We start from the raw sequence: 13971 nt of genomic DNA, 5'->3' as shown, positions 1-13971 counted from the left end.
CTCATAATTCAAATGGCTCAATGTTACTTGGAAATCAGGCAGCTTCCCCCGGCGGCGCGATACTTTTCGCAAAGCGCTGCGGCTTCATCTTTGGAGCCGACCGGGATGCGGACACGGTAGAAAGTGCCCTTACCGGCGATATCTGCCCTGCGGATTTCATGGGCGCGGCCACCAAGCACGCCGGCGAATTTCTTCGACAGGTTTGCATAAGATTTATTGGCCTCATCCTCCGACGGCAGCGAAGCTATCTGGAGGCCGTAGCCGCCTGCAGATGCGGCTTGCTGCGGCTGGGCGGCGGCCGGCGTTGCGGCGGCGACCTGCGTCGGCTTCGGCTGCTGCGCGGGCGTGCGGACGTTACCTTTATCGGTAACCGTGCCGACGACGTTGACGGGCTGCTCGGCCGGGCGGGCGATCGGAACCGGGGCCGTATCGGCGATCGTTGCCGTCTTGACCGGCCGTACCGGCGCATCGACCGGTGCGGGATTTGCCGCCTGCTCATCGGCACTTGCGGCAGGCGACGGCTGCGCCGGCGCAGCTTGAACTGGTGCTGCAGAACGCGCATCGGCGGAAGCAATCTCGGCGCTTGCCGGGAAGCTTGCAGCCGTTCCGGCGACCGGCGGCGCGATCGGGGCCGACGGCGCAGACGGGGCGGACTGCGCCGTCACTGGCGTCTGGGCAGACGGCATCGGTTGAGCAGGCGGCGTCGGCTGGTCGACCGGCGCGGACTCCTCACGGGCGACCAGGGTGCCGTCAGGCTTGACGATCATCGTGCGGACCTTGCGCGGCGAAACAGATGGCGCCTTGTCAGCGTCGCTTGCGGAATTGTCGTCCGCGATCGCGTGGTTCGGCAGCAGACGCGGATCCTCCGTTTCGCCAACCGCGGTCGGCGTGACACGATCGTCAGCGCCGGCGTTCTCGTCATCCTCCGGCAATGCCTCCGGCGTCAAGGTGCGCTGGACGACATCGACCGGCGCCTCGTCCGAGGAGACGAGCGCCTTCTGCTTGGGCTCCTCGGCAGAACCCGCAACGCGGTCGTAGACGGCCTTATCCTGGTTCGGAACCGTCTTACCACCGGGATTTTCCGGAACGACCTTGACCGGCTCCTTGTCCGCGGTGATCACACGCGGCTCGCCGGATGCGACAATACCAAGCCCTACGCCGTTCGAGACGGAAGAATAAACGCCATAACCGACCCCAGCGAAGACCACCAATACCACGGCCCCGGCCAGCAGCCGGCGCATCGACCGGGCGCGGCTGAAATCAGCAGCCTGGCTTGCCGACTCGATGTGGACCTCGGAGGTTTCCCGGCGCTCGACCGGCTCGCGCACGCTGCGGCGGAAATCCTCCTCCAGCGCTCGTTCGAAATCATCGAGACCGTCGGCTATCGTCGGCTTGACCGGCGTTGCCGCAGCAGCAGCCATATTACGGGCGGACGCCGCCGTATCCCGCGGCTTGGCCGGCTCGAAGAAGCTCGCGATCTCCGCATCGAGATCGAAATCGAAATCCGCAGTTTTCGCGACCGGAGCGGGCTGCTCGACCGGCGGCAGCGCCGGCACATGCATGTCCTCCACCGTCTCGGGACGATCCTCCGGATCGGAGATCATCGCCGGATCGAAGGGCAGATCTTCGGTCGATTCAGCGGCGGACGCCTCTGCAGCGGGTGCCCAGTTGAAAGCCGGAGCCGGATCTGGGGCCGGCTGCTCGGAAACCAGGGCCGGCGCCGGCTGCGCCGGGACAGCGGCCTGCGGGTACTCACGCGTTGCCTGCTGGGGCGCGGCGGGCGCCGGCTGCGCCTTTGGCTGCGGCGCAGGCTCGGCTGCTTCGGAAAAATCAAGATCGGCAAGTTCCAGCTCGATACCGGCGAGGTCCAGTTCGAAATCGTGGCCCGCGAAGGGATCATCGGCTTCCGGCGCTGGCTGCGGCGCCCGTGAATAGGCCGTTGCGACAGGCTGGGGCGGCATGACGGCGGCAGGCTGCGGCGCGACCGGCCTTGCGGCTTCGGCAGCATGGGCAGGCGCCATTTCGATCGGAGCGGACAGGACCAGTGCCGGAGCGATCTCCTCTGACTGAACCGGTGCGGCAGTGATCGGGGCGACTTCGACGGGAGCGGGCTCCGGCGCAGCCGGCGCCAGATTGGCGCGCTGCAATACCGGGCGGGGGACGGGATAGCGCGAGACGTCGGCCAGCAGGTCGTCAACATCGAAGGTGCCGGCGGTATGCGGAACTTCAGGTCCGACCTCGGTCAGCGCGGCATCGGCCTGGATCTCGCCCTCGACGGCGGCCGCGAGATCGAAACCGGCGTCGGAGCCGATCCCTTCCAGATCATCCTCGACTTCAATGAATTCCCGGGCTTCAGCAGTTTCTTGCGGTGCAATTGCCTCGTCGTGGCGATCGAGCTCGGCGGGAAAGCCGAACGACGGCGCTGCGGACTCGAACTCCTCGGGAGGTTCGACCGCCGCAACGGGCGCCGGCTGCTCGATAACGGGCTCCGGCTCGGCGGAGGCGAGATCAGCAACCGCTGCTTCAGCCGCCGGTTCAGCGACTGCTTCAGCTGCGGGCGCAGCGACTACTTCGGCGACCGGTTCGACCACTGCCACCGGCTCCTCACGTTTCGGGGCGTGGAAATTGGCGAGCGGCAGCCTGATGCTGGCGGCCGACCATTGCGGGGCTTTGGCGGGCTGCGACAGTGAAGAGACCGGCGCCGCACCGATCGACAGCTCAAGTTCCTCGATCAGATCGCGGGCGCCGCCGAAAGCGGCTTGGGTCGGCACCTCGGAAACAGGTTCGATGGACAGCTGGTGGGGACCGGCCGCTCGGTCGGTGGCGGCTACGTCCCAGTTCCTAGCCGGAGGTTGCGCAGCTTCTTCCGCGGCGACGGGACCAACGGAGACGGGCTCCGGAACATCCGCGTTTACGGGAGAAGCATCGAGAACGGGCTCGACATAGTCTTCGGAAGCGAAGCCGTCGGAGATCGGCTCGGCCGGCCGATCGAGCTCGGCCAGCGGACGCGGTGAATCGTAGCGATCGAACTCCCGCCCGAGCTCGTCTTCCAGATCGAAGGCGGGTTCGCGCCGGGCGGCGTCGCTTATGGTATTCGCTGCGACACGCGGCTCGAAACCGACGATCCGGGCAAGTTCGGCCAACGGATCGTCGTCGGCAAACAGATCTTCTTTTCCGCGCGTATCATACGCAAGTTGTTTCTCAGCCATGCCTATCCCACTCGCAAACGCCAACGCTCAAATGCCAGCGCATTGTGGGTAAATGGTGACGTTATCGCATTTCGTCAGGTGCGGCAGTGCCTGTAATGGCAAGTCCCGACTTCAAAACCGACGCGACGGCGTACACCAGCCCAAGTCTGGCAATACTTGATTCTCGGTTTTTATCATTAACAAATCGTAATTCCGGCTGATCTTTACCTTTGTTCCAGTGTGCGTGGAAGGAACTGGCGAGGTCATAGAGGTAAAAAGCGATGCGATGCGGCTCCTGCGCCTGGGCCGCCGCCTCGACCACACGCGGGAATTCGGCAAGCTTGGCGACGAGCTGTAATTCGGCCGGATCTTCAATGCCAGCAACGGCTTTCGCAAGATCCTCTGGCGAAACATCGAGGCCGGGAAAAGCCTCCCTCGCCTGCCGGAAGACCGACATGCAGCGGGCATGCGCATATTGAACGTAGAAGACGGGATTATCCTTCGACTGTTCCGTCACTTTGGCGAAATCGAAGTCGAGCGGTTCGGAATTCTTGCGATAGAGCATCATGAACCGGACCGAATCACGGCCGACTTCCTCGACGACATCCCGCAGCGTGACGAAATCGCCGGAGCGTTTCGACATCTTCACCGGCTCACCGTTGCGATAGAGTTTGACGAGTTGGCAGAGCAGCACCGTCAGCTTCGCCTTACCCTCCGAAACGGCTCGTGCAACCGCTTCCAGGCGCTTGACATAGCCGCCATGGTCGGCGCCAAGCACATAGATCATCTCGTCGAAACCACGATCGAACTTGTTCTTGAAGTAGGCGACATCGGCGGCGAAATAGGTGTAGGAGCCGTCCGACTTGATCAGCGGCCGGTCCATGTCGTCGCCTACCTCGGTCGAGCGGAACAGTGTCTGCTCGCGATCTTCCCAGTCTTCAGGAAGCTGGCCCTTCGGCGGCGGCAGCGTGCCCTTGTAGACATACCCCTTGAAGGTCAGGTCGTTGATCGCCGTGCGGATCGCCGCTGCGCCATTGGCATGCAAGGCGCGCTCGCAGAAGAAGATATCGTGATGGACGTTCAGCGCCGCCAGATCTTCGCGGATCATGACCATCATCGCGTCGATGGTGCGATCCTTGACGATCGGCATCCATTCCTCTTCCGGCATATTGTGCAGCCGGACACCGTAATCGGCGGCAAGCGACTGGCCGACGGGCACGAGATAGTCGCCCGGATAGAGACCCGACGGGATTTCGCCGATCCGTTCACCCAGCGCTTCGCGATAACGCAGGAAGACCGACCGGGCGAGCACGTCGATCTGCGAACCGGCGTCGTTGATGTAAAATTCCTTCTCGACGCCGTAACCGGCAAAGGCGAGCAGGTTGGCGAGCGCATCGCCGACGACGGCGCCGCGGCAATGGCCGACATGCATCGGGCCGGTCGGATTGGCCGAGACATATTCGACGTTGACCTTGCGACCTTGGCCTAGGGTCGAGCGGCCGTAGTCGGTGCCGGCGCCGATGACGGAAGCCAGCAGCCGCTGCCAATAGCCCACGGCGAGACGGATGTTGATGAAACCGGGACCGGCCACCGAAACATCGGCGACGTCGGCGTCCTCCTTAAGCTTGGCGATGAGGACACCCGCAAGGGCGCGAGGACTGGTGCCGAGCGGCTTTGCCAGCACCATCGCGGCATTGGTCGCAACGTCGCCATGACTCACATCGCGCGGCGGTTCGACCGTGATGCGGCCGAAATCGAGCTCAGATCGCTTTTCCCTGACCAGATCGATCTGTTCAAGGGCGGTTTTGATCCTGGCTTCGAAGTCGGTAAAAAGGTTCATCGCACTCTTCCATGCATAGGCTGTGCCAAAGGGGCAAATCGGCCTTCGGCGGGCGACCGCTGCCTATCGCAAATCCGGAGTGTGGTCAAACAATCGCCTGTGGGCACTGATCGCATAGGTGTCGGTCATGCCGGCGAGGTAATCGCCGACATGGCGAGCCTTGGGCGCGTCGGCGAGCCCGGCGATATGATCGACCCAGTAATGGCTCTGCATCTCCTTGGGACTGGCCATGTAGGCGGCAAAGAGCTCCGTGACGATCTGGGCAGCACCGGCGCGGATGCGCATAATATCGGGATTGCGGTAGATGCGCTTGAAGAGCATTGCCTTGATCTGCCTGTCGGTTTCGGCCATCCCTTCGGAAAAGGTGGCGATAACCCGGTCGGCGCCGCGAATGTCGGCTGCGCTCTCGGGACGAAGGAGTGAAAGGCGCTCCTGCGCAACGCCGATGACGTCCTCGACCATGCGGGTGATCTGGCGGCGCATGATCTCGTGGGTGAAACGGCTCGGTTCCAGATGCGGATAGCGCCCCCTCACCTCGGCCATCAATCCCGCAAGAAAGGGGATTTCCTCCAGCATGTCGAAACTCAGATAGCCGGATCGCAGGCCGTCGTCGATATCGTGTGTGTTGTAGGCGATGTCGTCGGCAATTGCCGCGACCTGGGCTTCCAGGCTGGCATAGGTTGCGAGTTCGAGATCGTGCAGTTCGCAATAATCGAGGATCGGCTGCGGAACCGGACCGCGCGTGCCGGCCCCTTCCGGTGTCAGCAGCGGACCATTGTGTTTGACCAGGCCTTCGAGGCTTTCCCATGTCAGATTGATGCCGTCGAATTCGGCATATCGCCTCTCGAGCTTGGTCACGATGCGCAGCGATTGGGCATTGTGGTCGAAGCCGCCATAGGGCAGCAGCACCTCGTGCAGCGCGTCCTCGCCGGTATGGCCGAACGGAGTGTGGCCGAAATCGTGCACCAGCGCCACGCCCTCGGCCAAATCCTCGTCAAGTTTCAGGGCGCGGGCAAGCGCGCGGGCAATCTGCGCCACCTCGATCGTATGCGTCAGCCGGGTGCGGTAGTGATCGCCGTCCTGGGCGATGAAGACCTGGGTCTTGTGCTTCAGCCGGCGGAAGGCAGTTGTATGAACAATGCGGTCGCGGTCGCGTTGGAAATCGGAGCGAGTCGGACTGCTGTCTTCCGGATAGAGACGCCCACGCGTCGTCCACGGGTCGGCCGCATAGACCGCCCTCTCGCTGCCGCCGAAACCTAAAGCCCGCCTGTCAATCGTCATTCTTCACCGTCATTCTGCCTGTTGCCGCATCTGCCCATTGACGCCGCTTTGCCCTCTTCATACCTATAGCCCGACGAAACGGCAAAGCGGCATTCGCCGACCGCTTCGGCGCATCATGGCCTTTTTGCGAAGATCATGGTAAGTTCCTTTGATATCAGGCATTTGAACATTCGAGTGCCAAAACCCATTCTCTCCGGATCTTGACCCCGGCAGGAGGAAATATGACGGATACGAGTGTAACTCTTTCGGATGCCGCGGCAAAGCGTATCGCCGCGATCGTCAGTGCTGAGGCCGGCAAGAGCGCGCTACGCGTTTCCGTCGAAGGCGGCGGCTGTTCGGGCTTTTCCTACAAGTTCGATCTTGCCGACAGCGCTGGGGATGACGACATCGTCATCGAAAAGAACGACGCGAAGGTGCTGATCGACAGCCTGTCGCTCGTCTATATGGCAGGGTCCGAGATCGACTTCGTCGACAATCTGCTTGGCCAATCCTTCCAGATCAAGAACCCGAATGCGGTGGCAAGCTGCGGCTGCGGCACCAGCTTCTCGATCTGAATATCCGAACGCAGAACGTTGTCCCCAACGACCGGCGGAAGAATTCCTTCCAGCCGGTTTATCGGCTTGTCCAGCGGCGAAAGACCGCGATAAAAGGAGCGCACTGAAGCGCGTCGCGATCTTTCAGATTCGCTCGGCCCACGCTTTAGCTCTTTGGTTTTCCGCATGTCGTCAATCGCAAAACCGCCGCACGTTTTTGCGTGATATGCCCTAGCGAACGGGACAGAGCATGAAGATCGCGACCTGGAACATCAACGGCGTCAAGGCGCGCATCGACAATCTCACACAATGGCTCAAGGATTCCGATCCCGATATCGTCTGCCTGCAGGAGATCAAGACGGTCGACGAAGGCTTTCCCCGGCTGGAGATCGAAGCGCTCGGCTACCATGTCGAGACGCACGGCCAGAAGGGATTCAACGGTGTCGCGATCCTCTCCAAGACTTCACCTTTTGAAGTCAACCGCGGCCTGCCCGGCGACCCGCTAGACGAACAGGCGCGTTTCCTGGAAGCGGTGTTCACGCTGCCCGACAGCCGCATCCTGCGCGTCTGCTGCATCTATCTCCCGAACGGCAATCCCGTCGACACAGAGAAGTACCCCTACAAGCTCGCCTGGATGGAGCGTCTGAGGAGCTTTGCGGCCGAACGGCTGGCCTATGAAGAGATGCTGGTGCTTGCCGGCGATTACAACGTCATCCCCGAACCGCACGACTGCTTCGACCCCAAGGTCTGGGAAAGCGATGCGCTGTTTCTGCCGCAGACGCGGCAGGCCTTCCGCAGGCTCGAAAATCTCGGCTTAATCGATGCAGTGCGCGCGACGACGGACGCGACGCGTCTCTATTCCTTCTGGGATTATCAGGCGGGTGCATGGCCGAAGAACAACGGCATCCGCATCGACCACCTGCTGCTGTCACCGGAAGCAGCCGACCGGATGACGTCGGCAGCTATCGAAAAACATGTGCGTGCCTGGGAAAAGCCGTCCGACCATGTACCGGTGATCGCCTATTTCGATTTCGCGGCCTGACATTCCGAGCCCATGGCAGCGCGTCAACTCAGGGCGCGATGGAGACGCGCGGGTTGAATGCCGCGTGGCGCTGATCGGAAAGCGTCAGTCGGAACCGCTCGCGATGGCGTGCGACAGCGAAACTGCCGTGCGACGGTCGGCCTCATTGGCAACCGAGAAGGCCTGCTCCTGCAGCGCTTCCATCCAGCTGCAATCCTTCGGCTTGCAGCGATCGAGAGCGGCGGTCATCAGCGCGAGACCGCGAGCCGTCTGGCCTTCGTCGAAAAGGATGTTTCCGAAAACGGCCATGGCGCCGGGATGGCCACTCTTGCGGGCCTGGTTCAACCACTTTTTCGCCTGCTGCGGGCTGGAACTACCGCCCTCGCCGGCCAGCATCATCTGCGCCAGCTGGAACTGTGCTTCGGGAACGCCAAAGGTGGAGGCCACCTGGAAATAAAGCTGGCGCGCCTGAGTGAGATCGATCTTGACAGGGCTGCCGGCAATACCGTGCTTGTAGTAATTGGCGAGCGAGAGAAGAGCGTTGACGAAGAAGCCTGTGTCTTCCGAGCCGGGTTCGACACCCTGCTGGGCGATCTCACTATAGATCTTGAAGGCTTCGAAATCGTCCTGGGTGACGCCGTCACCATCGGCATACATGTTGGCGAGCGCCCAGCGCGAACCGGTATGACCCTTTTCGGCGGCGTATTTGTAGGCTTCTACCGCCTCCTCCTTCTGTCCGTTTTTATAGGCCTTGAAGCCGAACTTGAACAGATCGAAAGGACCGGACTCCTTGCTGACGTCGCTCTTGATGTCGAAAGCATGAACCGGACCGGACAGCGATATTGCCACCCACATGCTCACCAGCATGAATTTGAACAGTTTGAACTCGGACGTTACCATTTCAACCGATTTCTTTCGTTCATCGCGCGCAGTCGGCGCTGACGCCGGGCATACCGCGGATTGTATTCTTTCGAGGCGAGCGATCCCGCGGCGGGCTCCATGGCCCCTTTGCCCGCGTCGCATCCAGCCCATAGGCCTTTTCTCAAAGGCCGAATTTTCAGCACATCATTCACGACCACCCGGCTCCCGGCATGGCCCGACTGCAATCTTCCTGGCGCTCTTTCGGCGGGCGCGGCATCCGCCTTCCCGCCTTTATCGCATTCGTAAATAGCAAATGTGACCAAACCGGTATCGACATCTGCCGCGAAGCCCGCCTGCCTGTGCGAACGGGCAGACAACGACGATGATGGATGGATCGACGGCGTGATCTTGAGGTCGAACTTGTGGCCGGAACAGCCTTGGCCGGAAAGAAAAACGGCCGCAATCATGCGGCTGTCGCCACTTGCGCTGTACGATCTGCTGTTACCGGAAAAAAATCGACTCATGCTACTGATTACACGCACCGTAAGTCTGCCATCACCTCGCCCGCAAATACCGCTGCGCTCTCTTTGTGGCGGGAAATGGACAAATTCACCCCTTCGCCACCATACGCCATTCGTCGTAAAAAACTGTTGCTGAATCGTCACAAAACGAGACCAGAAAATAAAATGATTAATGGGCGCACACAAAGAAGAGCCCGGCAGTGCCGGGCTCCTCAATTCTTCAGAACGTCGAATTAGAACTTGATCTTTATGCTTGTCGACAGTGCAGCGACCAGATCATCGTCAAAGGAATAGGAGACATCATCTCCATATGTGACGCCATTCCGGGTCACAGCACCAGACGAACCGCTCGTCAACACGCCCACGGCCCCTGCAAAGCGCCATTCGATATGCTCTGTGGGCGTATAGGCCGCGCCGAGACCGAGCGTCCAGCTGTCTGTCTGCGCGCCATAGCCTTGGCTTGTGCCGCGGTCCCATGTCAGGCTGACTGCACCGGCCCATTGTTCATTGAACTTGTGGCCAACACCGCCGGAGATCGTCCAACCATCACGATAAAGAAGGTCGAGCGAGGTTAGACCACCCGCGGGGCAAGGCAGGCCGTTGGTCGGGCAGAATGCTACCGACTGCAGGACGCTCCAATTCGTCCATTTAACCGATCCGAATGCAAGCCAATCCGGAGCGATACCGCTTTGCAGCTTCAACTCCAGCGAATCCGGCGCTTCGGCGGAACCGGAAACAGGCGTGACTAAGCCGCCGTATAACGGCACCACCGGAACCTGACGGAGATCGACGGTCCCGGACAGGTCATCGTACTTGACGCGACTGTTATAGACCAGGCTCGCACGCATCGCATATTCCGGGATCTCATAAGCGATGCCGGCGCGCCAGCCCCAACCGCTGTCGTCGATATCCAGACGACCGACGCCGGTTCCAGTCCCAAGCAGAAGCGGAAGCGTTGAAACCAGACGTTCCTTGAAGCCTTCGACTTCCTGATAGAAAGCGCCGCCAATGAAGCGAAGCTGCCCAGGGCCGACGTCAAAACGATAGGAGCAGGTGCCGCCATAGTTGCGGGTCTTGATCTCCGTCTCAATGTTATTGTTGGCGCCGGCCCAGTTCAGACCGGGGTTGGTATGCCCACCAAAGGGCTCCGAATAGTCGACGAGGCAGTCGATCGTATCGGCGAAACCGGCCTTAAAACCAATATAGGGGATGGTGTAATTTGAGGTATCGTCAGCCGTGTCTGGACGGCTGTTCAGATTGCCGCCCCCTGTAAGTATCGACGTATTCGTGTCTCGGACGTCCTTCAGCTTACGCTGCGGCGTGACGTAAGTCACGCCCGACTGAAATGAGAAAGGCGACGTATCGAACAGCTGGTCGATGTTATAGCCGCCGCGCTCCAGGCCACCGGCGAAAGACGGCGAGGCGAGCGACGAAAGAAGAACGAGCGACGTTACGCCCTTGGAAAACATACGCGATGCCATTGTGTCTCCCCCACTCCAGCAATTGATGTACGCCACTTTAGTAAGCGTTCGCTCGACATGGCAACGCGCCCCACGGCGTCGCTCCCAGGCATTGCAGCGGCTAACTTACGTAAAGAAATTGACGGACACGTCAAAAAATCCGGTTAATAGAATATTATTCTAGAGTTACCAATTTTGAGTTTGGCGTTTGGGTTTTCATTCCAAACATTGCAAATGCTGTATCAATCCAACAACAGTGACAGTTTTCACCAAATGGATAACCGCAGAGCCAAAATCCACGGGCTCAGCCCCTGAAATCAGCAGCGTTCAAGACCGAATCAGAAGCGCCCCCAAAAACCAAAAGACGCGCCCGATTGGGGCGCGTCCTTGATATAAATTACCAAAATCGGCGATAAAACTTATCCGGCTTCGCTCACCCTCAAAAGGGCGGTTTTCAAGCTGGCGATCTGCCCCTTCAACTCATCGAGACGCTCGCGCTCGGCCTCGACCACCTCGGGGTTGGCATTGGCGACGAACTTCTCGTTGGAAAGCTTGCCATTGATGCGGGCGATTTCGCCATCCATCTTGGCAATCGACTTTTCCAGACGGGCCTTTTCGGCGGAAAGATCGATCAGATTGCCGAGCGGCAGGCAGACGGTGGCTTCGGCGACGACGATCTGGGCCGCGCCCTTCGGCGCATCGTCGGAGAGCGATATCGCTTCCACGCGGGCAAGCCGTTTGATGGCGGCGTCGTGGCGGAACAGCCTTTCGCGCGTGAGATTGTTGGCCTTGACGACGACCAGCGGGGCGGTCGCCGACGGCGGCACGTTCATTTCGGCGCGCACGGAGCGGATGCCGGAAACGAGGTCGATCAGCCAATTGATCTCGTCGGCGGCTGCGTCATCGGCGTAGGACGGCGCCGGCCATTCGGCATGGCAGACCAGCGTGTCGCGTTCCTTGCCTTCGCCTGCGGTATGCGCCCAAAGCTCTTCGGTCATGAAGGGCATGAAGGGATGCAAGAGCTTATAGATCTCTTCGAGAATATAGGCGCTGCAGGCCTGGGCTTCGGCCTTGGCGCCTTCGTCATCGCCATTGAAGACCGGCTTCAGAAGCTCGAGATACCAGTCGCAGACTTCGTTCCAGACGAAACGGTAGAGCGCGCCGGCGGCATCGTTGAAGCGGAAGGCTTCAAGCGCTTCCGTTACGTCACGTTCCGTACGGGCAAGTTCCGTCAGGATCCAGCGGTTGATGGTGAGCTCGGCGGCCTCCGGCACGAAGTGCGGATCGCTCTTTGCACCGTTCATCTCGGCAAAACGCGTGGCGTTCCAGAGCTTGGTGCCGAAATTGCGATAGCCGGCGATGCGGGCCGGATCGAGCTTCACGTCACGGCCCTGTGCGGCCATGATCGCCAGGGTGAAGCGCAGCGCGTCGGCGCCGTATTCGTCGATCAGTTCCAGCGGGTCGATGACGTTGCCCTTCGACTTCGACATCTTCTGCCCGTTCTTATCGCGCACCAGTGCGTGGATATAGATCGTATGGAAGGGTTCGACTGGATCGCCATTCTCGTCCTTCATGAAATGCAGGCCCATCTGCATCATGCGAACGACCCAGAACGGGATGATATCGAAACCGGTGACGAGGACATTCGTCGGGTAGTAACGCGCAAGTTCCGGCGTCTCGTCGGGCCAGCCGAGCGTCGAGAAAGGCCAGAGCGCGGAAGAGAACCATGTGTCGAGCACGTCCTCGTCCCGCGTCAGGATTTCGCCAGGCTTGAAGTTTTCGAGCAGGTCCTCGACATAGGCCTTCATCGGCCCCTCATGCGAGAGGTAATGCTGGATCGCCGCCTGCAGCGCCTCCTCCTCGGTTTTTTCGACGAAGACTTGGCCGTCGGGACCGTACCAAGCGGGAATCTGATGGCCCCACCAGAGCTGGCGGGAGATACACCACGGTTCGATGTTCTCCAGCCAATTGAAGTAGGTGTTTTCCCAGTTCCTGGGAATAAATCTGGTCCTTCCCTCGCGTACGGACTCCAGGGCAGGCTGCCCCAATGTCTTGTTGTCGACAAACCATTGTTCCGTCAGCCGCGGCTCGATCGGCACGCCGCCACGGTCGCCATGCGGGACCATATGCTTGTGCGGTTCGATCTTGTCGAGAAGGCCGGCCTCTTCGAAGATCTCGACGATGACCTTGCGTGCATAGAAGCGGTCCTGCCCTTCCAGACGGTCCCAGGCGCCATGCAGCGCCGCCGGATTGTCGAGACCTTCAAGGAAATCTTCATTGTCCTTGATGGCAATGGTGCCATCGACGTTCATGACGTTGATCGCCCGTAGCTTCGCGCGCTTGCCGACTTCAAAGTCGTTGAAATCATGGGCAGGCGTGATCTTCACCGCACCTGTGCCGGCCGTCGGATCAGCATAGGAATCGGCGACGATCGGTATCCTGCGGCCGACGATCGGCAGGATCACATGCTTGCCGATGATCGGCTTGTAACGCTCGTCTTCGGGGTTCACGGCAACGCCGGTATCGCCGAGCATCGTCTCCGGCCGCGTCGTGGCGACAACGATATAGTCACGCGTCTCGAACTCAATCGGCTTGCCTTCCTCGTCGAAGGCGATCGGATATTGATAGGTGACGCCGGGCTCGAGCGGATAGCGCAGATGCCAGAGATGACCCTTCACCTCGTGTTGTTCGACCTCCATGTCGGAAATCGCCGTCAGGAGTTTTGGGTCCCAATTGACGAGGCGCTTGTCCTTGTAAATCAGGCCTTCCTTATAGAGCGTGACGAAAACCTCGAGAACGGCTTGCGACAGGCCTTCGTCCATGGTGAAGCGCTCGCGTGACCAGTCGCAGGACGCGCCGAGGCGCTTCAGCTGGTTGAAGATTAGGCCGCCCGATTCCGACTTCCACTCCCAGATCTTGTCGATGAAGGCTTCGCGGCCCATCTCGCGGCGGCCCGGCAGCTGCTGCTCCATCAGCTTGCGCTCGACGACCATCTGGGTGGCGATGCCGGCGTGATCCATGCCCGGCTGCCAGAGCACGTCCTTGCCGCGCATGCGCTCGAAGCGCACCATGATGTCCTGCAGCGTATTGTTCAGCGCGTGCCCCATATGGAGCGAACCGGTGACGTTTGGCGGCGGGATCACGATGGTGAAGGTCTCGGCCCCCGGTTTGGCGTTCGCGCCGGCGCGGAAGGCGTCCGCCTCATCCCATTTCGCGGCGATTTTCGGTTCGACTGCGGCGGAATCATAGGTCTTGTCGAGCATTTT

Annotated in this window: 9 protein-coding genes; 2 read left to right on the top strand and 7 right to left on the bottom strand. The window is 60.6% G+C overall.

What is annotated here, in order from left to right; genetic code table 11:
• Positions 1–23: 23 nt before the first annotated feature.
• The 3 genes from NXC14_RS09515 to NXC14_RS09505 all read right to left on the bottom strand — a co-directional run bounded on the left by NXC14_RS09515 (position 24) and on the right by NXC14_RS09505 (position 6309).
• A complete protein-coding gene (locus tag NXC14_RS09515; RefSeq protein ID WP_085777928.1) occupies positions 24–3209 on the bottom strand; it encodes an SPOR domain-containing protein in 3186 nt (1061 codons plus the stop codon).
• A gap of 61 nt (positions 3210–3270) precedes the next feature.
• Complete coding sequence (gene argS / locus NXC14_RS09510) at positions 3271–5028, bottom strand: arginine--tRNA ligase (RefSeq protein WP_085777927.1); 1758 nt, start codon at positions 5026–5028, stop codon at positions 3271–3273.
• A gap of 63 nt (positions 5029–5091) precedes the next feature.
• On the bottom strand, positions 5092–6309 hold the full coding sequence (locus NXC14_RS09505) for a deoxyguanosinetriphosphate triphosphohydrolase (protein WP_085777926.1): 1218 nt from the start codon (positions 6307–6309) through the stop codon (positions 5092–5094).
• Positions 6310–6530: 221 nt separating this feature from the next.
• On the opposite strand from NXC14_RS09505, the gene erpA reads away from it, so the two are divergent.
• The gene (erpA, locus tag NXC14_RS09500; protein WP_085777925.1) at positions 6531–6863 is read left to right on the top strand and encodes an iron-sulfur cluster insertion protein ErpA; all 333 of its coding nucleotides are present in this window, start codon (positions 6531–6533) and stop codon (positions 6861–6863) included.
• Positions 6864–7092: 229 nt separating this feature from the next.
• Complete coding sequence (gene xth, locus NXC14_RS09495; protein ID WP_085777924.1) at positions 7093–7884, top strand: exodeoxyribonuclease III; 792 nt, start codon at positions 7093–7095, stop codon at positions 7882–7884.
• Positions 7885–7968: 84 nt separating this feature from the next.
• Here xth and exoR read toward each other — a convergent pair whose 3' ends face one another.
• The 4 genes from exoR to NXC14_RS09475 all read right to left on the bottom strand — a co-directional run bounded on the left by exoR (position 7969) and on the right by NXC14_RS09475 (position 13968).
• A complete protein-coding gene (gene exoR, locus NXC14_RS09490) occupies positions 7969–8763 on the bottom strand; it encodes an exopolysaccharide production regulator ExoR (protein WP_085777015.1) in 795 nt (264 codons plus the stop codon).
• Positions 8757–9191 carry a hypothetical protein gene (locus tag NXC14_RS09485; protein ID WP_245362140.1) on the bottom strand — a complete coding sequence of 145 codons (435 nt, stop codon included), beginning with the start codon at positions 9189–9191 and terminating at the stop codon, positions 8757–8759. The genes exoR and NXC14_RS09485 overlap by 7 nt, the downstream gene beginning before the upstream one ends.
• 287 nt (positions 9192–9478) lie before the next feature.
• On the bottom strand, positions 9479–10726 hold the full coding sequence (locus NXC14_RS09480) for an OmpP1/FadL family transporter (RefSeq protein WP_085777923.1): 1248 nt from the start codon (positions 10724–10726) through the stop codon (positions 9479–9481).
• Between the two features lie 398 nt (positions 10727–11124).
• Positions 11125–13968, bottom strand: coding sequence for a valine--tRNA ligase (locus tag NXC14_RS09475; protein ID WP_085777922.1), 2844 nt, complete (start codon positions 13966–13968; stop codon positions 11125–11127).
• Positions 13969–13971: the final 3 nt, after the last annotated feature.

This window comes from Rhizobium sp. NXC14 (assembly GCF_002117485.1).
Lineage (GTDB): Bacteria > Pseudomonadota > Alphaproteobacteria > Rhizobiales > Rhizobiaceae > Rhizobium.
Note: the sequence above shows the minus strand (reverse complement) of the source record. Positions and strands in the feature narration are given on the sequence as shown.

Excerpts from the sequence above, each read along its gene's own strand:
- NXC14_RS09515 (WP_085777928.1), bottom strand. The coding sequence starts at position 3,209 with ATGGCTGAGAAACAACTTGCGTATGATACGCGCGGAAAAGAAGATCTG.
- argS (WP_085777927.1), bottom strand. The coding sequence starts at position 5,028 with ATGAACCTTTTTACCGACTTCGAAGCCAGGATCAAAACCGCCCTTGAA.
- NXC14_RS09505 (WP_085777926.1), bottom strand. The coding sequence starts at position 6,309 with ATGACGATTGACAGGCGGGCTTTAGGTTTCGGCGGCAGCGAGAGGGCG.
- erpA (WP_085777925.1), top strand. The coding sequence starts at position 6,531 with ATGACGGATACGAGTGTAACTCTTTCGGATGCCGCGGCAAAGCGTATC.
- xth (WP_085777924.1), top strand. The coding sequence starts at position 7,093 with ATGAAGATCGCGACCTGGAACATCAACGGCGTCAAGGCGCGCATCGAC.
- exoR (WP_085777015.1), bottom strand. The coding sequence starts at position 8,763 with ATGGTAACGTCCGAGTTCAAACTGTTCAAATTCATGCTGGTGAGCATG.
- NXC14_RS09485 (WP_245362140.1), bottom strand. The coding sequence starts at position 9,191 with ATGATTGCGGCCGTTTTTCTTTCCGGCCAAGGCTGTTCCGGCCACAAG.
- NXC14_RS09480 (WP_085777923.1), bottom strand. The coding sequence starts at position 10,726 with ATGGCATCGCGTATGTTTTCCAAGGGCGTAACGTCGCTCGTTCTTCTT.
- NXC14_RS09475 (WP_085777922.1), bottom strand. The coding sequence starts at position 13,968 with ATGCTCGACAAGACCTATGATTCCGCCGCAGTCGAACCGAAAATCGCC.